We start from the raw sequence: 22,967 nt of genomic DNA, 5'->3' as shown, positions 1-22,967 counted from the left end.
TAACGTGTACATCTTTCCGTGAATCGATAATTCAGGAGAAAGTATTATGACCTTAACCAGCAAAAAATTAGCCGCCGCTGTTCTGGCAATCACTGTAGCAATGTCCCTGAGCGCATGCTCTAACTGGTCTAAACGTGACCGTAACACCGCTATTGGTGCCGGTGCCGGTGCTCTCGGTGGTGCAGTATTAACGGATGGTAGTACGCTGGGTACATTAGGTGGCGCTGCTGTCGGTGGTATTATCGGTCACCAGGTTGGCAAATAATTATTATCTAAGCCTTCCTCGATATTGCGATATTTAAACGCATTTCAGGTCTGACATACGCACGTATATAACACGAGCCACGGCATCTGCCGTGGCTCATTTATTTTAGCCGCCTGCCAGTTTGACTTTCAGGCCTTTGGCTTCCAGCAGCGATTTTATTAAATCGCGTTTATCGCCCTGGATTTCAATAATGCCATCTTTCACGGCACCGCCGCAGCCACATTTCTTTTTCAGCTCGGCCGCCAGTGTTGTCAGTTCAGCATCATCCAGGTCAATGCCGGAGATCAGGCAAACGCCTTTCCCTTTTCGTCCGCTGGTCTGGCGCTGGATCCGAACGATGCCGTCCCCCTTAGGACGTTCCACTTTCGCTTTCGGTTCGTCTATACGCCCACTCTCGGTTGAATAGACCAGACGACTGTTGGAATCGGTCATTATGCCCCCTTGTTCAGCGATGCGTTGATAGCCTTAAGCGTCTCAGCCGGGTTTGCAGACTGCGTCACCGGACGCCCGATGACCATATAGTCAACGCCCGCCGCAAGCGCCTGCTCAGGCGTCATAATGCGGCGCTGATCGCCCACGTCGCTGCCTGCAGGGCGGATCCCCGGCGTGACCAGTTTAAAATCCCGGCCCAGCGCTGATTTGAAACGAACCGCTTCCTGCGCGGAGCAGACGACGCCATCCAGGCCACACTGCTGCGTCAGACGCGCGAGACGTTCGGCATGTTCCGCAGGTGACAACGTCACGCCAAGGTCGCGTAAATCACTTTCGTCCATACTGGTCAGCACGGTGACTGCGATCAACAGCGGCGCATCTTTACCGAACGGAAGGAGCGCCTCACGGGCGGCGGTCATCATTCTTGCCCCACCCGATGCATGGACGTTGACCATCCATACGCCCAGCTCTGCGGCTGCGGCAACGGCGTGGGCCGTAGTATTCGGGATATCATGGAATTTGAGGTCGAGGAAAACGTCAAAGCCGCGCTGTTGCAGATCGCGAACGATTTGCGGTCCAAACAGCGTGAACATCTCTTTGCCAACTTTCAAACGGCAGTCGCGAGGGTCGATACCGTCGACAAACGCCAGTGCGGCGTCACGCTTATTGTAATCAAGCGCAACAACAACAGGAGAATCCGTAATTGCGCGGGAAGTGGAGGATGTAACAGACGTCATGACCAGCCCTTTTCGTCTATGGGCGCGCAGCGGCGCGGAACAGATAAACGGCCAGCATTCTACCTGCCGACGCCGCAAATTGACAGGATCCATTTACGCGCCTGCCAGGCCGGCAAACCGCACGGTGTTGAGAAAGTGCTAAAAGCTATCAGTATGTTGTAACTAAAATGAAGGCTTTTAAAAAATCACTGCCCGTCCAGGCCGCGGATTGGCTTGATGGTTGACCAGGCCCGGCATGAAGGACAATGCCAATAGAGGGTATAGGCGGTAAAACCACACTTCTGGCAACGGTAGCGCGGCTTGCTGCGCACCTGTTCGCCAACCATGTCGCGCAGCACCATCAGGCTCTCTTTGGCGCGCCCTTCTTCCGCGTCGTTCAGGTGGTAATCCATCAGCTTATGGAAGACCCGCATCGTCGGATGACGCTGCAGCTGGCGCGTAATATACACCTGCGCGGTGTCGCTTCCCTCATACTGCTCAACAACATCTGAGAGCATCAGTTCAGCGGTGGCGCCGGTATTCTCTTCCACGCAGCGACGCAGGAACGCCACCCATTCTTCCTGCTTGTCCAGCTGTTGATAGCAGGTTTGCAGCATCTCCAGCGTTTCACTGACCAGCTCTTTGTCCTGATCGATAACCCGCAGCAGGCTTTCAACGGCTTTGGCATAGTCGCCATTCGCCATAAAGACGCGCCCCATCATGATGGAGATTCGCGCGCTGTTGCGGTCAGCGGCGGCGCCTTTCTTCAGCAGCGCCATGGCTTTATCCATGTCGTCGTTACCCATCTGCTGAAGCGCAAGCTCACAGTAGAAATGGGCTATCTCAACGCGCTGCTTATCTTTACCCAGCTTCACCAGACGTTCAGCAGTATCAATGGCTTTCTGCCAGTCGCTGGTGGCCTGATAAATCTGCAGGAGCTGCTGCAGCGCGCCGATGCGGAAATCTGTTTCATCCACCAGCTGCGCGAACATATCTTCGGCGCGATCGTACAACCCCGCGGCCATGTAATCACGCCCCAGCTGTTGCACCGCAAGGAGACGTTGATCGTAGGTCAGCGAGGCGCTTTCCATCAGGGTCTGGTGAATACGAATGGCGCGATCGACCTCACCGCGCGAGCGGAACAGGTTACCCAGGGTGAGATGCGCTTCAACCGTCCCTGTATCCTCTTTCAGCATATCGAGGAACAGGTCTACCGCTTTGTCCTGCTGATTGCTCAGGAGGAAGTTCACCCCCGCAACGTAGTCGCGGGAGAGCCGGTTGGCCTCATCCTGTTTTGTTTGTTGCGCACTTCTGCGGCCCATATACCAGCCATAGGCTGCGGCTACAGGCAAAAGCAGAAACAACAACTCCAGCATAGTCGATTATTCCTTCACGACCGGCACACCAGAGCTTTCCGGGATGTCAGACGCAGGGGCAATGTTATTTTCGAGTCGCTTAATTTTACGTTCAGCGCGCGCAAGAGAAACACGGACTTTCAACCAGAACAGACCGCAAACCAGCCAGCCAATGGCAAAACCAGCAGCAAATAAGACCGCCAGCAGGCTCGAGACGCGATACTCACCCTGAGCCAGCAGATAGTTAAACGTCACCTGCTGATCGTTTTGTGCACCCAACGTGACTGAAATGACAAAAATCGCCAATACCAGTAAGAAAATGAGTAAATATTTCACATTACTTCCCGTTATGTGGTTCAAGCGAATAAAGTGTGTTCAACTCAACGCAATCAGCCTTATAAACTACCATTTTAGCGACGGGCGCGAAACGGAAAAAGTGACGCGCCAGTCATGTATCTATGGGCATAATACGGTTTATCAACCGTCAGGCGTCCGTTTGATCCCTTTCGGCTATTTCTTCTTTCTCTTCTGGCGGTGGTGTAAGCGGGCCGCAGAATCGTTCAGCGAGCCAGGTCGCCAGCGTCACCAGCAGCCATGAGATAAGCGTGGCAACGACCAGGTCCCGCGGCCAGTGCATCCCCAGCAGTAAGCGGCTGCCCATAACCCCTGTCGCCCAGACCAGTAAAATCACGAGCGTGACCGTTCGACGCCTTGGCCACAGCAGCCCCACCCCCAGCAACGCCCAACTGGCCGCAAACATGGTGTGACCGGAAGGAAACGCGAATCCCGTCTCTTTCTGCCAGTGTTTACGCAAGAATTTCGGGATATCCTGCTGTTCCGCAAGCTGTTCTTTCACCAGCGTTCCGCGATCTTTACGCTTTAAATTGTAGAACTCATCCACCGGAACATGATGCGTTTTTTCCAGCCAGACGACAAAAGGACGCGGTTCCTGAACGCGATCTTTTACCCAGGACTTCACGCCCTGACCAACAAGGATAGCGCCTCCGAGGATCGCAAAAAGCATCAGCGCCGCACGCAAACGAAAGCGCAGGCACCACAGAAACCAGGCGCAGAGAAGGACATGGGTAATAATTCCCCACGGCTGGGTGACCGTTTCCGTTATCCAGTATAACGTTTTCAGCCACGTGGCATTCTGCCCCGGCTGCCACATCCAGCCTGAGAGCCATACGGCCAGGGGCATAATCAGTAAAATGGCCGCGCCTGCTGCCGTACGTCTGGCGATTGAAAGCATGTCTTCTCCTTTTTCGCTAAGCCTCACAATCATAACTGAAATTCATTCGATGGGTGGATATGTCGGATCGTGCGTTTAACGTTCATATAGCATGGTGCCTATTAGGCGAACCTGCTGAGCTTGTGGCAAAATGAACTGATACAGAAAGCAAAACAGGGCAAAGGCACGAAACGTGTCAGCCTACTCTGGAGAATCACATGCAGCTTAAACGTGTGGCAGAAGCCAAACTGCCAACCCCATGGGGCGATTTCCTGATGGTGGGTTTTGAAGAACTGGCAACCGGACAGGATCATGTCGCGCTGGTGTATGGCGATATTTCAGGGCAGACGCCGGTGCTGTCCCGCGTCCATTCAGAGTGTCTTACCGGCGACGCGCTGTTCAGTCTGCGCTGTGATTGTGGTTTCCAACTGGAAGCCGCCCTGTCTCATATCGCAGAAGAAGGCCGCGGTGTGCTGCTTTATCACCGTCAGGAAGGTCGTAATATTGGTCTGCTGAATAAAATCCGCGCTTACGCGCTTCAGGACCAGGGCTACGATACGGTGGAAGCAAACCATCAGCTCGGCTTCGCCGCTGACGAACGCGACTTCACCTTGTGCGCCGATATGTTCAAGCTGCTGGGCGTGGACGAAGTTCGTCTGCTGACCAATAACCCGAAAAAAGTGGAGATCCTGACCGAAGCGGGGATCAACATCGTCGAGCGTGTACCGCTGATTGTCGGCCGTAACCCGAAAAACGCCCACTACCTGGATACTAAAGCTGCCAAAATGGGCCATCTGCTGAAAGAGTGATATAAAAAGCCCGGCACGCGTGCCGGGCTCGTTCATCAATCCAGCATCTTACGAATCACATAATGTAAAATGCCGTCGTTCTGGTAGTAGGTCAGTTCGGTTGCCGTATCAATACGGCATCGGCAATCCAGCACCTCGGTTTTGCCGTCTGCCCGCGTTAACGTTACCGGCACCGTTTTACCCGGCTGCAGGTTTTGCAGGCCGCTAATGTCAATCTGCTCTTCCCCGGTCAGGCCCAGCGTTTTACGCGTCACACCCTGCGGGAACTCAAGCGGCAGGATCCCCATACCAATCAGATTCGAGCGGTGAATACGTTCGAACGATTCGGCGATGACCACGCGAACGCCAAGCAGACGCGGACCTTTCGCCGCCCAGTCACGGCTGGAGCCGGAACCGTACTCTTTCCCGGCAATCACCGCCAGCGGCGTACCTGCCTGTTGATATTTGACAGCCGCATCATAAATCGACACCACTTCCGTCCCCGGCAGATAGCGCGTCATGCCCCCTTCCACGCCCGGTACCATTTCGTTACGAATGCGGATGTTGGCAAACGTTCCGCGCATCATGACTTCATGATTCCCGCGGCGCGATCCGTAGGAGTTAAAATCACGGCGTTCTACGCCCCGGCTTTGCAGATAACGACCCGCCGGGCTATCGGCTTTGATACTCCCCGCCGGAGAGATGTGGTCAGTTGTGACAGAATCCCCCAGCATCGCCAGGATACGCGCGCCGTGGATATCCTTAAGCGGCGCCGGCTCGGCCAGCATCTCATTAAAGAACGGCGACAGACGAATGTAGGTCGAGTCATCCTGCCAGTCATAGGTATCAGAGCCAATGACGTTGATGGCTTTCCATTCCGGCGTGCCTTCAAAGACCTCCGCATACTCTTTGCGGAACATCTCGGTTGAGACCTTTTCAACGGCCAGCGCGATTTCACGCGAAGATGGCCAGATATCTTTCAGATAGACAGGGTCATTCTTGCGATCGTGCCCAATCGGATCGGTCACCAGGTTGATATTCATGTTCCCTGCCAGGGCATAAGCAACCACCAGCGGCGGTGAGGCCAGCCAGTTGGTTTTTACCAGCGGGTGAATACGCCCTTCAAAGTTTCGGTTGCCGGACAGGACCGCGCCTACCGTCAGGTCACCCTGCTTAATCGCCGTTTCAATGGGTTCAGGCAGTGGACCAGAGTTACCAATACAGGTCGTACAGCCGTAGCCCACGAGGTTAAAGCCCAGCTCGTCAAGGTACGGCGTCAGTTTGGCCTGCGCCAGGTAATCCGACACCACTTTGGATCCCGGTGCCAGCGAGGCCTTGACCCATGGCTGAGGTTTTAGCCCAAGCTCTACCGCCTTTTTAGCCAGCAGACCGGCTGCCATCAATACGCTGGGGTTGGACGTGTTGGTGCAGGAGGTAATGGCGGCAATAACAACCGCGCCATCCGGAAGCTGATACTGATGTCCGTTCAGAACATAGTCGACGGGACGATGGTCCTTCTGCGCCACGTTTACTTCCAGCGCATTGCTGGCGGCAAAGGCTTTTGGCACGTCACTCAGCGCAACCCTGTCCTGCGGGCGTTTCGGCCCTGCGAGGCTCGCTTCGACGCTTCCCATATCGAGTTCAAGCGTGCTGGTGAAAACAGGCTCATCGCCCGGATTGCGCCACATGCCCTGCGCTTTGGTGTACGCTTCCACCAGCGCGACCTGCTCTTCGCTACGTCCGCTAAGACGCATGTATTCCAGCGTCACATCATCAATAGGGAAAAAGCCGCAGGTTGCACCATATTCCGGCGCCATATTGGCAATGGTGGCGCGGTCGGCCAGCGGCAGTGAATCCAGTCCGTCACCGTAGAATTCGACAAACTTGCCTACCACACCATGCTTACGCAGCATCTGGGTGACGGTAAGCACCAGATCGGTGGCGGTAATGCCTTCAGACAGCCTGCCGGTGAGCTTGAAGCCCACCACATCCGGGATAAGCATGGACACCGGCTGGCCGAGCATGGCCGCTTCCGCTTCGATCCCCCCGACGCCCCAGCCCAGCACACCCAGACCGTTGATCATGGTGGTATGGGAGTCCGTACCCACCAGCGTGTCCGGATAGGCGACCCACTCTTTATCCTGCAATTCACTCCAGACGGCTTTACCCAGATATTCAAGGTTAACCTGGTGACAAATACCGGTACCTGGCGGGACCACGCTAAACCGGCTGAACGCCTGCTGCCCCCACTTCAGGAACACGTAGCGCTCGTGGTTACGCTCCATCTCCAGACGCACGTTCTCGCCAAAGGCGTCATCATCACCAAAGCGATCGACGGTTACGGAGTGGTCAATGACGAGGTCAACAGGGGAAAGCGGATTCACTTTTGCCGTATCTCCGCCCAGACGCTTAACGGCCTCGCGCATCGCGGCCAAATCAACGACGGCAGGAACGCCGGTAAAGTCCTGCATCAGCACCCTTGCCGGGCGGTAGGCGATTTCTCTGTCGGCATGGGCTTTTTCAAGCCACCCTGCCAGCGCCTGGATATCATCGAGGGTGACAGAGTCACCGTCCTGCCAGCGCAATAGATTTTCCAGTAAAACTTTCAATGACTTGGGTAAACGCGAAATGTCCCCAAGCGTTCTGGCAGCCAGCGGCAGGCTGTAGTAATGCCAGGTTTTGTTTTCTGCCTGTAATGTGTCCTTACTGGCTTCGCGTAGGGTTAACGACATAAGCTCCTCCTTAATCACAGAGATGCCCTGACAATCATCAGGGCCGTAATTAAAGATAACACAAAGATGTCGTAACGTTTTGATAACAACCCAAATTGATAAATTTAGGATTGGTCCAGAACAGGAAAACAAAAAACCCCGCCGTAGCGAGGTTTTACAATTTAGTGGAGGGCCAACCAGATGAGCTGACTCCAGAACAGAATCGACACGGTAAAAACGCCGATCCATGACCAGTATTTGTGAGACGTCATGTTATTCATCATAGGGACACCAGGCATTATTTATAAAACGTTCCGAGGTTTGACCTCAGTGCTATATTGCTGATGTGTATTTATTAAAGAGTACAAAAGTGCAGAGTCGATATTCAGACTATTTGCATCATTACGCAATTAACTAAATTATTGTTTTTTGGGTTCGTCTTCTGCGAACACATCAATAAACGCTTGCTGCTGCGGCGTCAGTTTCCAGGACGCGGGTACAACAGTCGCAGGTGCTTTACGCCCTCTGTGGCCATTGTCACGATGCTGACACATCTGTTTTACCGAAGTTGTACGTACCGTCACTGCCATATTTAACCCCAATATTTCCAGGCCAGGAGAGCAACCACCACCCAAAACAGGGTAGAGACGAGAAAGACCGCCAGCCAGGCTTTACGCTTGAGCGCAGGATCCCTTTGCGGTTCTTCACTTCCTGAAGGCATTGCTAACCTCATACAATCGACATCGCTTATCATTTAGGACCAAACAATTGGTACAATTAATCATCTGTTGAGATAAATCCTAAAGAAACTTTAGCCGAAAAGCCAGTGAATTTACGCACCGGGAGGTATGAAATATTCAATCTTTTGACCAGAAATAAATAATTGAAAAGAAAAATTTGCGAAGGCGTAAATTAGTTTCTACTTTTGTCGCCAATTCACGACATTATAACCTTACGGATTAAATGGATAATGACATTATATGACAGGGGATACGTAGATGATGATAATTCTAATTTAGCTTTGAGGCGTTATTTCGGTATCTTTCCCTAAGGGAAAGATACCGGGTGTGATTATTTTTCGGGGAGTTTGATGTCTTTAAACATCTCTTCAATATCTTCATTTGAGCGTAATGCAACGGCGGTATCAACCACATCACGCGTTAAATGAGGGGCAAAGCGCTGAATGAAATCATACATATAGCTGCGCAGGAAGGTGCTGCGACGGAATCCAATCTTTGTGGTGCTATGACTGAAAACATCGTGCGCATCAAGACGCACCAGGTCAGGGTCTGACACCGGATCCACCGCCATGCTGGCAATGACGCCCACCCCCAGACCAAGCCGCACATAGGTCTTAATCACGTCGGCATCCGTCGCGGTAAAGACAATGCGCGGCGTTAGCCCTGCCCGGTTAAAGGCCGTATCAAGCTCGGAGCGGCCGGTAAAACCAAACGTATACGTCACCAATGGATACTGCGCCAGCTCTTCGATAGAGACCGACCCTTTACCCGCCAGGGGGTGATCCGGGGTCACCACGATAGAACGGTTCCAGTGATAGCATGGAAGCATGACCAGATCGTCATAGAGGTGAAGCGCTTCGGTGGCGATGGCAAAGTCTGCATTACCCTTGGAAACGGCTTCTGCAATTTGCGTTGGCGAGCCCTGGTGCATATGCAAAGAGACGCGGGGATAACGCTCGATAAAGCCTTTGATGACACCGGGAAGCGCATAGCGCGCCTGGGTATGCGTCGTGGCAATATACAGCGAACCTTTATCCGGCCAGGTGTGTTCCCCTGCCACTGACTTAATCGCATCGACTTTAGAGAGGACTTCCCGCGCAATGCGGATGATTTCCTGCCCCGCAGGCGTCACCTGAGTGAGATGCTTACCGCTGCGGGCAAATATCTGGATACCTAACTCATCCTCCAGCATACGAACTTGTTTGCTGATGCCCGGTTGCGAGGTATACAACCCCTCGGCGGTAGAAGAGACGTTAAGGTTATGATTCACCACCTCAACGATATAACGAAGCTGCTGTAATTTCATGCCAGACCATCCGATTTAGCGCATGCGGTCAATCGCTTAAGACGATTTAATAATAAGAAACAGGTTAACTATAACCACTATATCATTTATAGCCTGACTGTATAGTACGGAACAAAAAATAATAACAAGGTAATAAAAAAGGGCCGGAAATCCGGCCCTTTTACAGGTAAGTTACGGTAAGGGAAGATTATTTCTTGCCTTCAACCCATTTGCCATCGACAAAGAAAGCTGACCATCCGGTCGCTTTACCCTCTTTCTCGGCCGCAACATACTGCTGCTTGGTTTTACGGCTAAACCGTACCACGGTTTTGTTGCCTTCCGGATCCTGCTGTGGCGCATCGGCCAGATAACGCAGTTTCTCAGGCAGACGATCGCGGAAGCGATGCAGCTCTTCCACCAGCGGCGCGCGCGTTTCACGCGATTTCGGGAAGGTGTTGGCGGCCAGGAAGACACCCGCAGCGCCGTCACGCAGCACAAAGTACGCGTCGGATTTCTCGCACGGCAGTTCTGGCAGCGGAACCGGATCTTCCTTCGGCGGAGCCACTTCACCATTACGCAGAATTTTGCGCGTGTTTTTACACTCGTCGTTGGTACAGGCCATGTACTTACCGAAACGCCCCATTTTCAGGTGCATTTCAGAGCCACACTTCTCGCACTCTACAATCGGGCCGTCATAGCCTTTAATGCGGAACTCGCCCTCTTCGATCTCATACCCGTCACACGTTGGGTTATTACCGCAGACGTGCAGCTTACGTTTTGGATCGATCAGGTAGCTGTCCATTGCCGTGCCGCATTTTTTGCAGCGGCGTTTGGCACGCAGAGCGTTAGTTTCCGCATCGTCACCTTCCAGCACGTTGAGAACTTCGTTCTCAGGCACCAGGTTGATGGTGGTTTTGCAGCGCTCTTTTGGCGACAGTGCATAGCCGGAGCAGCCAAGGAACACGCCCGTCGTGGCAGTACGGATCCCCATCTTGCGACCACAGGTTGGGCAGTCGATGCTGGTCAGAACCATCTGGTTAGGCAGCATGCCACCCTCTTCAGGATCCTTCTCCGCTTTCTCAAGCTGGTCGGTAAAGTCGCTGAAGAAGCTGTCGAGGACCTTTTTCCACTCCGCCTGATGGCTGGCAACCTGGTCGAGGCTGTCTTCCATTTGCGCGGTGAAATCGTAGTTCATCAACTCGCGGAAGTTAGCTTCCAGACGGTCGGTGACGATCTCACCCATTTTTTCAGCATAGAAACGACGGTTTTCAGCGCGTACGTAACCACGGTCCTGAATCGTAGAGATGATCGACGCGTAGGTCGACGGACGGCCAATACCGCGTTTTTCCAGCTCTTTCACCAGGGACGCTTCACTGAAGCGCGCAGGCGGCTTGGTGAAGTGCTGGGCTGGCACGAGATCAACCAGCGAGAGCTCATCCCCTTTGTTCACTGCCGGCAGCGTTCGGTCTTCATCACCTTTACGCAGCGCAGGCATCACTTTCGTCCAGCCGTCGAAACGCAGGATACGGCCACGCGCTTTGAGACGGAAATCACCCGCACCAACGGTCAGCGTGGTGGAGTCATACTGTGCCGGGGTCATCTGGCACGCCACGAACTGGCGCCAGATCAGCTGATACAGCTTCTGCGCGTCGGCTTCCATGTCTTTCAGTGATTCCGCTAACACAGAGACATCAGAAGGACGAATCGCTTCGTGTGCTTCCTGAGAGTTCTCTTTGCTGGCGAACTGGTTAGCGCTTTCCGGCAGGTATTTCTTACCGAAATTGTCGCTGATGTAACCGCGCACCATGTTGACCGCGTCCTGGCTCAGGTTGGTTGAGTCGGTACGCATGTAGGTGATGTAGCCCGCTTCATACAGGCGCTGAGCCATCATCATGGTCTTCTTCACGCCGTAACCCAGACGCGTGCTTGCAGCCTGTTGCAGCGTTGAGGTAATAAACGGCGCACCCGGCTTGCTGCTGGTCGGTTTGTCTTCACGTTCCAGCACCTGGTAGCGTGCTTTTTCCAGCAGCGCTACGGCGGCCATGGTCTGGTCGCGGTTTTCTGGACGGAAAGGCTTATCGCTCTGATGGCTGACCTGCAACGGCAGAGCGTCACCGCCCGGCGTGGTCACATTAGCGTCAACTTCCCAGAACTCTTCCGGCACGAAGGCTTTAATCTCGCGCTCACGCTCAACGACCAGACGCACGGCGACGGATTGCACACGCCCTGCTGACAGGCCACGAGCAATCTTCTTCCACAGCAGTGGAGAAACCATGTAGCCCACAACGCGGTCCATAAAGCGACGTGCCTGCTGCGCGTTTACACGGTCAATATTCAGTTCGCCCGGCTTCTCAAACGCCTGACGAATCGCATTCTTCGTAATTTCGTTAAACACTACACGACTGTAGCGTTTGTCATCACCACCAATCACTTCCCGCAGGTGCCATGCAATGGCTTCCCCTTCGCGGTCAAGGTCGGTTGCGAGATAGATGTGGTCTGCTTTTTCAGCCAGCTGCTTCAGCTCGTTAACGACTTTTTCTTTCCCGGGCAGCACTTCATATTGTGCGTCCCAGTTATGCCATGGGTTAACACCCATGCGGTTGACAAGCGCGCTACGTTCATCCTTTTTAGGCTTTTTAGCCCCTTTGGTGGAGGTAGAGTCTGCGCTCTTTTTGCTGGCTGAGCCACTGGTCGGCAAATCGCGGATATGACCCACGCTGGACTTAACCACGTAGTCATTACCCAGATACTTATTGATCGTTTTGGCTTTTGCCGGGGACTCAACGATGACGAGAGCTTTACCCATATTCACCTTTACCTAATTTAATTCTTCCAGGAATACGCCGCACGTTGATTTCCCTTCCGCTGACGACGAGCCCATGATATTGCGACTGCGTCAGGAGATATCAACCCCTTTGTCTTACCGGGCGTTAAAGAAAAGACGCCCAGGTGATTGAGTTCTCGGGTATTTTTCTCACATCTCGTGTAATTCGTGACGAATTCCCGGTTGAATGTCAAGCAATTCTGTTGCCAGAATGACGAAAGCGCACACTCTACCTGATAAAATTCGTTACGCAACTTTATTAGCATGCAAAAGCAAATCCCGCCAGCCAGGCTCCTCTACCTTATCCCCTCACATTACAGGGAAAATTTGCCCCCAAAGCGCCCTCGGCGTAGACTATTGTCACTGTTTAAGGAGTGGATTATGCAGAATACGACCCAACCTATTGACCGAGCCTCTCTGCTTATCGAAGCAAACAAGCTTATCCGTGACCACGAAGATACGCTGGCGGGCATTGAAGCCACCGGCGTAGAGCAGCGTAATGGCGTGCTGGTTTTCAGCGGCGAATACTTCCTTGATGAACAGGGGTTGCCGACCCCGAAAAGCACCGCCGTGTTTAACATGTTTAAATACCTGGCGCATACGCTTTCCGAGAAATATCACCTGGTCGATTAACGCAAAACGCGAGGCATGTGCCTCGCGTTTTTGTTTACAGCAGCGGTTTTTGTCCGCGCTGTAGCCAGCGCAGCAGCAGGCGGTCCGCGCTTTCTGCCGCACTGTTGGTAAAGCGGTCAAGAAGTCGCTTACGCTGGGTAAAGCGCACCCCCACTAGTTCCCGGCCTTCCATCAGGTTGAGCAGCAGATCGTCGCTGGTTCCGACTTCATCCACCAGCCCTTTCTCCTGCGCCTGGACGCCGTACCAGTGCTCGCCCGTCGCAACTTGTTCAATATCGAGCGTCGGGCGCATACGATGTACAAAATCTTTAAAGAGGTGATGCGTTTCGTTGAGATCTTCACGGAACTTTTGACGCCCTTCTTCCGTGTTTTCCCCCAGCAGCGTCAGGGTGCGTTTGTACTGACCCGCCGTGTGAAGTTCGATATCAATCTCTTTATTTTTCAGGAAGCGGTTAAAGTTCGGAATTTGCGCGACCACGCCGATCGAGCCAATGATAGAGAACGGTGCGGCCACAATTTTGTCCGCCACGCAGGCCATCATGTAGCCTCCGCTGGCCGCCACTTTATCCACGGCCACGGTCAGCGGGATCTGTTTTTCACGCAGGCGCTGCAGCTGTGAGGCGGCCAGTCCGTAACCGTGAACCACCCCGCCCGGGCTTTCAAGACGCACGACAACCTGATCCTGCGGTGTCGCCACGGCCAGAACGGCAGTCACTTCCTCCCGCAGAGAGGAAACCTCATGCGCATCCATACTGCCTTTAAAATCGAGCACATAGACACGCGGCGTGGCCTTATCCTGCGGCGCATTGAGCTTCGCTTTTGCCTTTGCCGCTTTGGCTTCCTGTTTATGCTTTTTCTTCTGCGCTTTCAGCCAGAGTTTCTGTTGATGACTATCAAGCAGCGCCAGAGACATCTCTTCCTGCATCTCTTTATACTGCTCACTCAGGCGGGTGATGCGTAACTCCCCTCGCTGACGCTTGCGCTGCGTCAGGTTGACAATCAGAACGGCAACCACCGCAATGGCAATCACCACCGTCGCGATTTTGGCCAAAAACAACCCATATTGAGAAAGTAATTCCACGCGTTCCACCTTGATTTAACCACGAATCTTTCACGGCAGTGTACATCAGCCCTGCCCATGCGTCTCGCTCGTGACATTACCTCTGCGAGCCGCCTTCAGGAATCCCCGCACTGGCGTTTAAATATTTGCAAATTGTTAATTTTACAGTAATGCGTCCTGTAGACTGATTGAATTATTAGGCTAATTCGGGCATAAAGCCGAAAAGTCATCATAAAGGCGCCATTGCATCACCGGTCGCCTGAGGAGTCACCGTGCATTATCAACCGCAAAAAAATCTGCTGCAAAACCGGATTATTCTTGTCACCGGTGCCAGCGACGGGATTGGCCGCGAGGCGGCCCTGACCTACGCCGAATACGGCGCGAACGTCATTCTGATCGGGCGCAACGAAGAAAAACTGAAAAACACCGCTCAGGAAATTGAGGCTGTATGCGGCACACCGGCCCCGTGGTATACACTCGATTTACTGACCTGCACGCCCGAAGTATGCCAGGAATTAGCCCGGCGCATCAGCGCCCACTATCCGAGACTCGACGGCGTACTGCATAACGCCGGTTTGTTAGGCGAAGTGCGTCCGATGGATGAACAGGATCCTGATATCTGGCTACAGGTGATGCAGGTCAACGTCAACGGGACGTTTTTCCTGACCCAGGCACTGCTTCCTTTATTACTCAAATCGGATTCAGGTTCACTGGTGTTCACCTCCTCCAGCGTTGGCCGTGAGGGACGCGCAAACTGGGGAGCCTATGCCGTATCAAAATTCGCGACCGAAGGCATGATGCAGGTGCTGGCGGAGGAGTACCAGAGCCGCCATCTGCGTGTAAACTGCATCAACCCGGGCGGTACGCGCACCAAAATGCGCGCCAGTGCGTTCCCGAGCGAAGATCCGCAGAAGCTGAAAACCCCGGCAGACATTATGCCGCTCTATCTCTGGCTGATGGGCGACGACAGCCGCCGCAAAACCGGGATGACCTTTGACGCCCAGCCGGGCCGTAAACCAGGAATTTCGCAATGAGTGAAGAACGTCATCAGCAGCGCCAGCAGCGTCTGAAAGAACAGGTCGATGCGCGCGTCGCGGCGGCACAGGACGAGCGTGGGATCGTCATTGTCTTTACCGGCAACGGCAAGGGGAAAACCACCGCCGCATTCGGTACGGCGACACGCGCCGTCGGACACGGGCAAAAAGTGGGCGTGATCCAGTTTATTAAAGGCACATGGCCCAACGGCGAGCGGAATTTGCTCGAACCTCACGGCGTCGAGTTTCAGGTAATGGCAACCGGGTTTACGTGGAATACCCAGAACCGGGAAACAGACACAGCCGCCTGTCTCGCCGTCTGGGAGCATGCAAAGAGAATGCTGGCCGATCCCTCGCTGAATATGGTTCTGCTGGATGAGATAACCTATATGGTCGCCTACGACTACCTGCCGCTGGAAGCCGTGCTGGATGCTCTGAAGAACCGTCCTGTACACCAGACGGTTATCGTCACGGGGCGCGGATGTCATCGGGATATTCTGGAGATGGCCGATACCGTCAGCGAGCTGCGTCCGGTCAAACATGCGTTTGATGCGGGTATCAAAGCGCAAATTGGCGTTGATTACTAAAGAAAAAAGCCCGGTGCGTTCACCGGGCTTTTACATTAACCGTTGTTATTACGGCTGCCGGAGCGGCGACTGCTGCTCACCTGGCTGTGGCGCTTCACCGCGCGACGGATCTGATTCGCCTTCATGCGACGACGATCTTTTTCCACCGCCACTTTTGAGGTGGTTTCCGGCGTCAGGCCGACCAGCTCGCGCAGGTAGTTGGTTTGGGTCAGATCCAGTTCGGTATAACCACCGCGTGGCAGACCTTTCGGCAGCAGGATATCGCCGTAACGGACACGGATAAGACGGCTAACCTGCACGCCTACCGCTTCCCAGAGACGACGCACCTCGCGGTTGCGGCCTTCGGTCAAGGTCACGTTGTACCACTGGTTGATTCCTTCCCCACCGGTAAATTTGATGGTTTTGAACGCCGCAGGACCGTCTTCCAGCTGAACACCACGCGACAGATCGCGCAGTTTATTCTCATCAACCTGGCCAAATACGCGCACCGCGTATTCACGTTCCACTTCACGGCTTGGGTGCATCAGACGGTTTGCCAGTTCACCATCGGTGGTAAACAGCAGCAGACCGCAGGTGTTCACGTCCAGACGACCAACGGCAATCCAGCGAGCACCGCGCAGTTTAGGCAGACGGTCAAACACCGTCGGACGACCTTCCGGGTCGTTGCGGGTGCACAGCTCGCCTTCCGGCTTGTAGTAAGCCAGCACGCGACAGATTTGTTCAGCGGACTCTTTCACGGAGATAAGATGACCGTCGATGCGGATCTTCAGCCCCGGTACGATTTCAACGCGGTCACCCAGCGTGGCGATTTTACCGTCCACACTCACGCGACCCGCTTCAATAATGGCTTCGATTTCACGGCGTGAGCCGTGGCCGGCACGCGCCAGCACTTTCTGTAACTTCTCGCTCATTGAGCTTCCTCAGGTGTCGCCTTCACAGGCGTCGAATCAGGTCAAAAGAGGGCTGAGCCCTGCTTTGATGGCCGCGTAGTATATCTGCTTATACCTTTACAAGAAAGGCTTTACGTCACCCACGCCTTCACGAATCACTTCCGGTGCATCTTCGGTTAAGTCGACCACGGTGGTCGGCTGCTGGCCGAGATAGCCACCGTGAATAATCAGCTCGACCACCTTCTCCAGACGATCTTTGATCTCTTCCGGATCGGACTCGGTAAATTCACTTCCCGGCAGCATCAGCGAGGTAGACAGCATCGGTTCGCCGAGGGTTTCCAGCAGCGCCTGCGCAATCGGGTTCGACGGCACGCGCATGCCGATAGTCTTACGCTTTTCCTGCAGCAGGCGGCGCGGCACCTCTTTCGTCCCTTTCAGGATGAAGGTGTAGTTGCCCGGCGTGTTGTTCTTAATCAGGCGAAACGCCACGTTATCGACATACGCATAGGTCGACAGCTCAGAGAGATCGCGGCACATCAGGGTAAAGTTATGGCCGTCCGGCAGCTGGCGAATACGGCAAATGCGTTCCATCGCCCCTTTATCTTCAATTTTGCAGCCCAGCGCGTAGCCTGAATCGGTCGGGTAGACAATGACGCCGCCTTTGCGGACGATCTCCACGGCCTGGTTGATCAGACGTGGCTGTGGGTTATCCGGATGGATATAGAAAAACTGACTCATACTTCCCTCTCTTCAATTTGCTGCGGCTGTTCCCAGAGCTGCCAGACCGGCTCAACGCCAGCGGGCAGCCAGAGCTTGCGCCCCAGTTCAATCCAGGCGCAGGGCTGATGGAAATCAGACCCCTGTGACCCAAGCAGGCCGAACTGGCGGGCATAGGTCGCGAGCTGCGCGCGCTCGTTGGGCGCCTGCTGACACTGGGCGACTTCCATCGCCTCGCCACCGCATTCGGCAAAGTGTGCCAGCAGTCTTTTCAGCCATTTAGCAGAAAGATTATACCGCCCCGGATGGGCCAGCACGGCCTTACCGCCAGAATGATGAATCACATCAATAGCTTGTTTTATTGTACACCACTGTGGCGGAACGTATCCGGTTTTCCCGCGCGCCAGATACTTTTTAAAAACATCCGCCATGGTCGTCGCTTTGCCTGCTTCAACCAGAAAACGGGCGAAATGACCGCGGGTGACTGCCCCGCCGTTCGCCAGCTTTTGCGCACCTTCCAGCGCGCCCGGAATATGCGCCTTTTCCAGACGCTCGCCGATCATCTCTGCGCGCTGGTTGCGGCGCGTTTTTTGTTCTTGCAAAAAGGCAATAAGTGCCGGATGGTCTATATCGATGTTCAGGCCAACGATATGAATCTCATGGTTTTCCCAGACGGTCGAAATCTCAACGCCGGACACCAGATTTAGCGCCAGCCCGCTGCGGGCGATCTCAGCGCGCGCCGCCGGAATGGCATCTGTCGTATCGTGATCGGTTATCGCCAGCGTACCGACGCGCATTTCAACGGCACGATGAACCAGGGCTTCGGGTGTCAGCAGGCCATCAGAGGCCTGAGTATGGCTGTGTAAATCATAAATAATGGCGTAGGTGGTATCGCTCAAAGCACTTCCCATAACAGGTTGGAGACATCCGAAAACCCCATGATACCGACTTCACGCGAAATTCTGAAATCAAGGGTTGACAACACGCCATCGAACTAGTTAACTAGTACGAAAGTTCACACGAGAAAGGTATCTGAAAATGACAGCACATTTCACTCTGCACGGTTGGTGGCGTACTTCCTGATCATCGGGCAGTGTCACGCGTCTGCGAAATGCAAACAGATACCCGCCCGCTACTCAGCGGGCTTTTTTTTGAACAGAATAAATGAGAACACCAACATGCAAACAGCCAAACCTCATCTCGAATTGCTGACCTGCGAGGCGGCCTATCGCCACAACCCCACCGCGCTGTTTCATCAGGTGTGCGGGGCACGTCCGGCAACGCTGCTGCTGGAATCTGCGGACATCGACAGCAAGGACGATCTCAAGAGCCTGCTGCTGGTCGACAGCGCGCTGCGCATTACCGCTTTAGGTGACACTGTCACAATTAAGGCGCTGTCAGATAACGGCGCATCGCTGCTGCCGCTGCTGGATGCATCCCTGCCTTCAGGCATTGAAAACGAACGTCATCCAGAAATGCGCATTCTGCATTTCCCGCCGGTGAGCCAGCTGCTGGACGAAGACGCGCGCCTCTGCTCCCTGTCCGTTTTCGATGCCTTCCGCCTGCTGCAGAACCTGGTTACCGTGCCGGAAGACGAGCGTGAGGCGATGTTCTTTGGTGGGCTGTTTGCTTATGACCTGGTCGCCGGATTTGAAGATTTGCCAGAAACCGAACAGGGTAATCGCTGCCCGGACTATTGTTTCTATCTGGCTGAAACCCTGCTGGTGATCGACCATCAGAAACAATACACCCGTATCCAGGCCAGCCTGTTCACGCCTTCGGCAGCTGAGAAAAACCGTCTTGAGCACCGCATCGCGCAGCTCCAGCAGCAGATGACGGAAGCGCCCCCTGCACTTCCGGTGCAGCGGGTGGAAAAAATGACCTGCGATGTGAACCAGACTGACGATCAGTACGGTGCCGTGGTTCGCCAGATGCAAAAGGCGATTCGCGCCGGGGAAATTTTCCAGGTGGTACCGTCCCGTCGCTTCTCACTGCCCTGCCCGTCGCCGCTCGCAGCCTACGACGTGCTGAAAAAAAGCAACCCGAGCCCGTACATGTTCTTTATGCAGGACAACGACTTCACGCTGTTCGGCGCCTCGCCGGAAAGCTCGCTGAAGTACGACGCCACCAGCCGTCAGATTGAGATCTACCCGATTGCCGGGACCCGTCCGCGCGGACGTCGCGCCGATGGCTCTCTGGATCGCGATTTGGACAGCCGTATCGAACTGGAAATGCGTACCGATCATAAAGAGCTCTCCGAGCACCTGATGCTGGTCGATCTGGCGCGTAACGATCTGGCCCGTATTTGTACCCCGGGCAGCCGCTACGTGGCGGACCTGACTAAAGTCGACCGCTATTCGTTCGTGATGCACCTGGTCTCTCGCGTAGTGGGCGAGCTGCGCCACGACCTCGACGTGCTGCACGCCTATCGCGCCTGCATGAACATGGGCACCCTGAGCGGTGCGCCGAAAGTGCGCGCCATGCAGCTGATTGCCGCGGCCGAAGGACGCCGTCGCGGCAGCTACGGCGGCGCGGTAGGCTACTTCACAGCCCACGGTGACCTCGATACCTGCATCGTGATCCGCTCCGCCTATGTCGAAGACGGCATTGCTACCGTCCAGGCGGGTGCCGGAATTGTTCTTGATTCTGTTCCGCAGTCTGAAGCTGACGAAACGCGCAGCAAAGCCCGTGCGGTCCTTCGCGCCATTGCTACCGCACACCATGCACAGGAGATTTTCTGATGGCTGACATTCTGCTGCTCGATAATATCGACTCCTTTACCTATAACCTGGCAGATCAGCTGCGTGCGAATGGCCACAACGTTGTTATCTACCGCAACCACGTCCCGGCTCAGACCCTGATTGACCGTCTGGCAACCATGCAAAACCCGGTGCTGATGCTCTCCCCCGGGCCAGGCGCACCGAGCGAAGCAGGCTGTATGCCGGAGCTGCTGACCCGCATGCGCGGCAAGCTGCCGATTATCGGCATCTGCCTCGGCCATCAGGCGATCGTTGAAGCCTACGGCGGCTACGTCGGCCAGGCGGGTGAGATCCTGCACGGTAAAGCGTCCAGCATTGAACATGACGGCCAGGCAATGTTTGCCGGGCTGCCGAACCCGCTCCCGGTCGCGCGCTATCACTCGCTGGTTGGCAGCAATATTCCCGCCGGGCTGACGATCAACGCCTCGTTTGAAGGGATGGTGATGGCGGTACGTCACGATGCGGATCGCGTCTGCGGCCTGCAGTTCCACCCGGAATCGATCCTGACCTCCCACGGCGCCCGCCTGCTGGAGCAGACGCTCGACTGGGCGTTACAGAAGCTGGAGCAGACCAATACCCTGCAGCCGATTCTGGAAAAACTGTACCAGGCGCAAACCCTGAGCCAACAGGAGAGCCACCAGCTCTTCTCCGCCGTGGTTCGCGGCGAGCTGAAGCCTGAGCAGCTGGCGGCCGCGCTGGTGAGCATGAAAGTCCGCGGCGAAAGTCCGCAGGAGATCGCCGGTGCCGCTACGGCCCTGCTGGAAAATGCCGCCCCGTTCCCGCGCCCGGACTATCAGTTTGCCGATATTGTTGGCACCGGGGGAGACGGCAGTAACAGCATCAATATCTCCACTGCCAGCGCCTTCGTGGCGGCGGCGTGTGGTTTAAAGGTCGCAAAACACGGTAACCGCAGCGTTTCCAGCCGGTCTGGTTCTTCCGATTTGCTCGCCGCATTCGGTATTAATCTCGATATGAACGCCGAGCGTTCCCGTGAAGCGCTGGATGACCTGGGCGTCTGCTTCCTGTTTGCGCCGAAGTATCACACCGGTTTCCGCCACGCGATGCCGGTTCGTCAGCAGCTTAAAACCCGCACGCTGTTTAACGTGCTCGGCCCGCTGATCAACCCGGCGCACCCGCCGCTAGCGCTGATCGGTGTCTACAGTCCGGAACTGGTACTGCCGATTGCCGAGACGCTGCGCGTGCTGGGTTACCAGCGTGCCGCCGTGGTGCACAGCGGTGGTATGGACGAAGTGTCACTGCATGCGCCAACGCTGGTAGCCGAACTGCGCGACGGTGAAATCCTGAGCTACCAACTGGAAGCCGCTGACTTTGGTTTAACCCCGTATCACCAGGAAGCGCTGGCCGGCGGTACGCCGGAAGAAAACCGTGACATTCTGACGCGCTTATTACAAGGTAAGGGAGAGGTCGCTCATGAGGCCGCCGTTGCTGCCAACGTCGCCATGCTGATGCGTTTGCACGGTGAGGAAGACCTGAAGGCCAACGTTCAAAAAGTTCTGGATGTACTGCGCTCCGGTGCAGCTTACGATCGCGTTACCGCACTTGCGGCAAGAGGGTAAAGAATGCAGACCGTTTTAGCGAAAATCGTTGCCGATAAGGCCATCTGGGTGGAAGCCCGCAAGCAACAGCAGCCGCTTGCCAGTTTCCAGAATGACGTCGTACCAAGCCAACGTCGTTTCTATGATGCCCTGCAGGGTGCGCGCACCGCGTTTATTCTTGAGTGCAAAAAAGCCTCCCCGTCTAAAGGCGTTATTCGTGACGATTTCGACCCGGCACGTATTGCCGGTATTTATAAGCATCATGCGTCAGCCATCTCCGTGCTGACGGATGAGAAATATTTCCAGGGCAGCTTCGATTTTCTGCCGATCGTCAGCGGCATCGCGCCGCAGCCGATCCTGTGCAAAGACTTTATTATCGATCCGTATCAGATCTGGCTGGCGCGCTTTTACCAGGCCGACGCCTGCCTGCTAATGCTCTCGGTACTTGACGACGAGCAGTACCGCCAGCTTTCCGCCGTGGCGCACAGCCTGAACATGGGCGTGCTGACCGAAGTGAGTAATGAAGAAGAGCTGGAACGCGCGATTGCGCTGGAAGCCAAAGTGGTTGGCATTAACAACCGCGATCTGCGTGACCTGTCCATTGACCTGAACCGCACGCGTCAGCTGGCACCGCGTCTGGGCGCTGGCGTCACGGTGATCAGCGAATCCGGCATTAACAGCTACGCCCAGGTGCGCGAGCTGAGCCACTTCGCCAACGGTTTCCTGATTGGCTCCGCCATGATGGAACATGACGATCTCAATGCGGCAGTACGTCGCGTGCTGCTGGGTGAAAACAAAGTCTGCGGCTTAACCCGCGAACAGGACGCCCAGGCCGCGTATGAAGCCGGAGCGATTTATGGCGGGCTGATTTTTGTGGATTCCTCTCCTCGCGTGGTCAGTGAAGAGCAAGCGCGTAAGGTCATCACCGCGGCTCCGCTCAGCTATGTTGGCGTGTTCCGCAACGCAGATATCGCAGAGGTGGTTGAAAAAGCCGACGCGTTATCCCTGAGCGCGGTGCAGCTCCACGGCGAAGAAGATCAGGCCTATATCGATGCCCTGCGCGCCACGCTGGCACCGCAGGTACAAATCTGGAAAGCGCAACGCGTTGACGATACGTTGCCCCCGCGTAACCTGAACCACGTGGATAAATACGTCCTCGATAACGGCCAGGGCGGAACCGGCCAGCGTTTTGACTGGTCTCTGCTGAACGGCGAAAAGCTGGACAACGTTCTACTGGCGGGCGGATTAAGCCCGGACAACTGTGTAGAAGCCGCGAAAACCGGCTGCGCAGGCCTCGATTTCAATTCAGGCGTAGAGTCCCAGCCGGGTATTAAAGATGCCAGCAAACTGGCCTCGGTTTTTAAAACTCTGCGTGCATATTAAG

Annotated in this window: 23 protein-coding genes and 1 other annotated feature; of the genes, 9 read left to right on the top strand and 14 right to left on the bottom strand. The window is 55.0% G+C overall.

Features of this window, described 5'->3' with window-relative positions:
* Nucleotides 1–46 precede the first annotated feature (46 nt).
* Complete coding sequence (gene osmB / locus P349_RS15955; RefSeq protein WP_008501216.1) at nt 47–265, top strand: osmotically-inducible lipoprotein OsmB; 219 nt, start codon at nt 47–49, stop codon at nt 263–265.
* 105 nt (nt 266–370) lie between these two features.
* Here osmB and yciH read toward each other — a convergent pair whose 3' ends face one another.
* The 5 genes from yciH to pgpB form a co-directional block, all read right to left on the bottom strand.
* Nucleotides 371–697, bottom strand: coding sequence for a stress response translation initiation inhibitor YciH (gene yciH / locus P349_RS15960; protein WP_032647566.1), 327 nt, complete (start codon nt 695–697; stop codon nt 371–373).
* Complete coding sequence (pyrF, locus tag P349_RS15965; protein ID WP_032647860.1) at nt 697–1,434, bottom strand: orotidine-5'-phosphate decarboxylase; 738 nt, start codon at nt 1,432–1,434, stop codon at nt 697–699. Before pyrF ends, yciH begins: the two co-directional genes overlap by 1 nt.
* Before the next feature lie 185 nt (nt 1,435–1,619).
* Entirely contained in the window at nt 1,620–2,789 is a 1,170-nt protein-coding gene (lapB, locus tag P349_RS15970; RefSeq protein WP_023335944.1) for a lipopolysaccharide assembly protein LapB, read from the bottom strand.
* Between the two features lie 6 nt (nt 2,790–2,795).
* Nucleotides 2,796–3,104 carry a LapA family protein gene (locus P349_RS15975; RefSeq protein WP_023312067.1) on the bottom strand — a complete coding sequence of 103 codons (309 nt, stop codon included), beginning with the start codon at nt 3,102–3,104 and terminating at the stop codon, nt 2,796–2,798.
* A gap of 148 nt (nt 3,105–3,252) precedes the next feature.
* Nucleotides 3,253–4,020, bottom strand: a complete 768-nt coding sequence (pgpB, locus tag P349_RS15980) for a phosphatidylglycerophosphatase B (RefSeq protein WP_032647569.1) — start codon at nt 4,018–4,020, stop codon at nt 3,253–3,255.
* A 197-nt stretch (nt 4,021–4,217) separates the two neighbouring features.
* Between pgpB and ribA the strand changes: the two genes are divergently transcribed.
* Nucleotides 4,218–4,808 carry a GTP cyclohydrolase II gene (ribA, locus tag P349_RS15985; RefSeq protein ID WP_008501210.1) on the top strand — a complete coding sequence of 197 codons (591 nt, stop codon included), beginning with the start codon at nt 4,218–4,220 and terminating at the stop codon, nt 4,806–4,808.
* 35 nt (nt 4,809–4,843) lie between these two features.
* On the opposite strand, the gene acnA is transcribed toward ribA, so the two are convergent.
* From acnA to topA, 5 genes are all read right to left on the bottom strand, one after another.
* The gene (acnA, locus tag P349_RS15990; protein WP_032647570.1) at nt 4,844–7,519 is read right to left on the bottom strand and encodes an aconitate hydratase AcnA; all 2,676 of its coding nucleotides are present in this window, start codon (nt 7,517–7,519) and stop codon (nt 4,844–4,846) included.
* Nucleotides 7,520–7,680: 161 nt separating this feature from the next.
* Nucleotides 7,681–7,779, bottom strand: a complete 99-nt coding sequence (gene ymiC / locus P349_RS26770; RefSeq protein ID WP_032623144.1) for a small membrane protein YmiC — start codon at nt 7,777–7,779, stop codon at nt 7,681–7,683.
* A gap of 311 nt (nt 7,780–8,090) precedes the next feature.
* A complete protein-coding gene (locus tag P349_RS15995; RefSeq protein ID WP_213327741.1) occupies nt 8,091–8,231 on the bottom strand; it encodes a YmiA family putative membrane protein in 141 nt (46 codons plus the stop codon).
* Between the two features lie 338 nt (nt 8,232–8,569).
* On the bottom strand, nt 8,570–9,544 hold the full coding sequence (gene cysB / locus P349_RS16000; protein ID WP_024907120.1) for an HTH-type transcriptional regulator CysB: 975 nt from the start codon (nt 9,542–9,544) through the stop codon (nt 8,570–8,572).
* Between the two features lie 187 nt (nt 9,545–9,731).
* The gene (topA, locus tag P349_RS16005; protein ID WP_032647574.1) at nt 9,732–12,329 is read right to left on the bottom strand and encodes a type I DNA topoisomerase; all 2,598 of its coding nucleotides are present in this window, start codon (nt 12,327–12,329) and stop codon (nt 9,732–9,734) included.
* 399 nt (nt 12,330–12,728) lie between these two features.
* Between topA and P349_RS16010 the strand changes: the two genes are divergently transcribed.
* Nucleotides 12,729–12,980 carry a YciN family protein gene (locus tag P349_RS16010; RefSeq protein WP_003856804.1) on the top strand — a complete coding sequence of 84 codons (252 nt, stop codon included), beginning with the start codon at nt 12,729–12,731 and terminating at the stop codon, nt 12,978–12,980.
* Between the two features lie 34 nt (nt 12,981–13,014).
* Here the strand turns inward: P349_RS16010 and sohB are convergent, their stop codons facing one another.
* Nucleotides 13,015–14,061 carry a protease SohB gene (sohB, locus tag P349_RS16015; RefSeq protein ID WP_032647576.1) on the bottom strand — a complete coding sequence of 349 codons (1,047 nt, stop codon included), beginning with the start codon at nt 14,059–14,061 and terminating at the stop codon, nt 13,015–13,017.
* Nucleotides 14,062–14,312: 251 nt separating this feature from the next.
* Between sohB and P349_RS16020 the strand changes: the two genes are divergently transcribed.
* Entirely contained in the window at nt 14,313–15,074 is a 762-nt protein-coding gene (locus tag P349_RS16020; RefSeq protein WP_032647578.1) for a YciK family oxidoreductase, read from the top strand.
* Nucleotides 15,071–15,661: a cob(I)yrinic acid a,c-diamide adenosyltransferase gene (gene cobO, locus P349_RS16025; protein WP_024907116.1), complete on the top strand. Its 591-nt coding sequence runs from the start codon at nt 15,071–15,073 to the stop codon at nt 15,659–15,661. The genes P349_RS16020 and cobO overlap by 4 nt, the downstream gene beginning before the upstream one ends.
* 35 nt (nt 15,662–15,696) lie before the next feature.
* Here the strand turns inward: cobO and rluB are convergent, their stop codons facing one another.
* From rluB to rnm, 3 genes are all read right to left on the bottom strand, one after another.
* On the bottom strand, nt 15,697–16,572 hold the full coding sequence (gene rluB, locus P349_RS16030; protein WP_023312076.1) for a 23S rRNA pseudouridine(2605) synthase RluB: 876 nt from the start codon (nt 16,570–16,572) through the stop codon (nt 15,697–15,699).
* A gap of 96 nt (nt 16,573–16,668) precedes the next feature.
* Nucleotides 16,669–17,289, bottom strand: coding sequence for an L-threonylcarbamoyladenylate synthase (locus P349_RS16035; RefSeq protein WP_003856793.1), 621 nt, complete (start codon nt 17,287–17,289; stop codon nt 16,669–16,671).
* Entirely contained in the window at nt 17,286–18,167 is an 882-nt protein-coding gene (gene rnm / locus P349_RS16040) for an RNase RNM (protein WP_032647580.1), read from the bottom strand. The genes P349_RS16035 and rnm overlap by 4 nt, the downstream gene beginning before the upstream one ends.
* Before the next feature lie 139 nt (nt 18,168–18,306).
* Between rnm and trpL the strand changes: the two genes are divergently transcribed.
* The 4 genes from trpL to trpCF all read left to right on the top strand — a co-directional run bounded on the left by trpL (nt 18,307) and on the right by trpCF (nt 22,966).
* Nucleotides 18,307–18,351: a trp operon leader peptide gene (gene trpL / locus P349_RS27030; protein WP_106993556.1), complete on the top strand. Its 45-nt coding sequence runs from the start codon at nt 18,307–18,309 to the stop codon at nt 18,349–18,351.
* Nucleotides 18,328–18,421 (top strand) — a sequence feature (Trp leader region). Its footprint overlaps the gene before it by 24 nt.
* Before the next feature lie 25 nt (nt 18,422–18,446).
* Nucleotides 18,447–20,009 carry an anthranilate synthase component 1 gene (locus P349_RS16045; RefSeq protein ID WP_032647862.1) on the top strand — a complete coding sequence of 521 codons (1,563 nt, stop codon included), beginning with the start codon at nt 18,447–18,449 and terminating at the stop codon, nt 20,007–20,009.
* A complete protein-coding gene (trpD, locus tag P349_RS16050; RefSeq protein ID WP_032647582.1) occupies nt 20,009–21,604 on the top strand; it encodes a bifunctional anthranilate synthase glutamate amidotransferase component TrpG/anthranilate phosphoribosyltransferase TrpD in 1,596 nt (531 codons plus the stop codon). The genes P349_RS16045 and trpD overlap by 1 nt, the downstream gene beginning before the upstream one ends.
* Nucleotides 21,605–21,607: 3 nt before the next feature.
* Nucleotides 21,608–22,966 carry a bifunctional indole-3-glycerol-phosphate synthase TrpC/phosphoribosylanthranilate isomerase TrpF gene (gene trpCF / locus P349_RS16055; RefSeq protein ID WP_032647584.1) on the top strand — a complete coding sequence of 453 codons (1,359 nt, stop codon included), beginning with the start codon at nt 21,608–21,610 and terminating at the stop codon, nt 22,964–22,966.
* Nucleotide 22,967 lies beyond the last annotated feature (1 nt).

Source organism: Enterobacter sp. DC4 (genome assembly GCF_000568095.1).
GTDB lineage: Bacteria > Pseudomonadota > Gammaproteobacteria > Enterobacterales > Enterobacteriaceae > Enterobacter > Enterobacter pseudoroggenkampii.
Note: the sequence above shows the minus strand (reverse complement) of the source record. Positions and strands in the feature narration are given on the sequence as shown.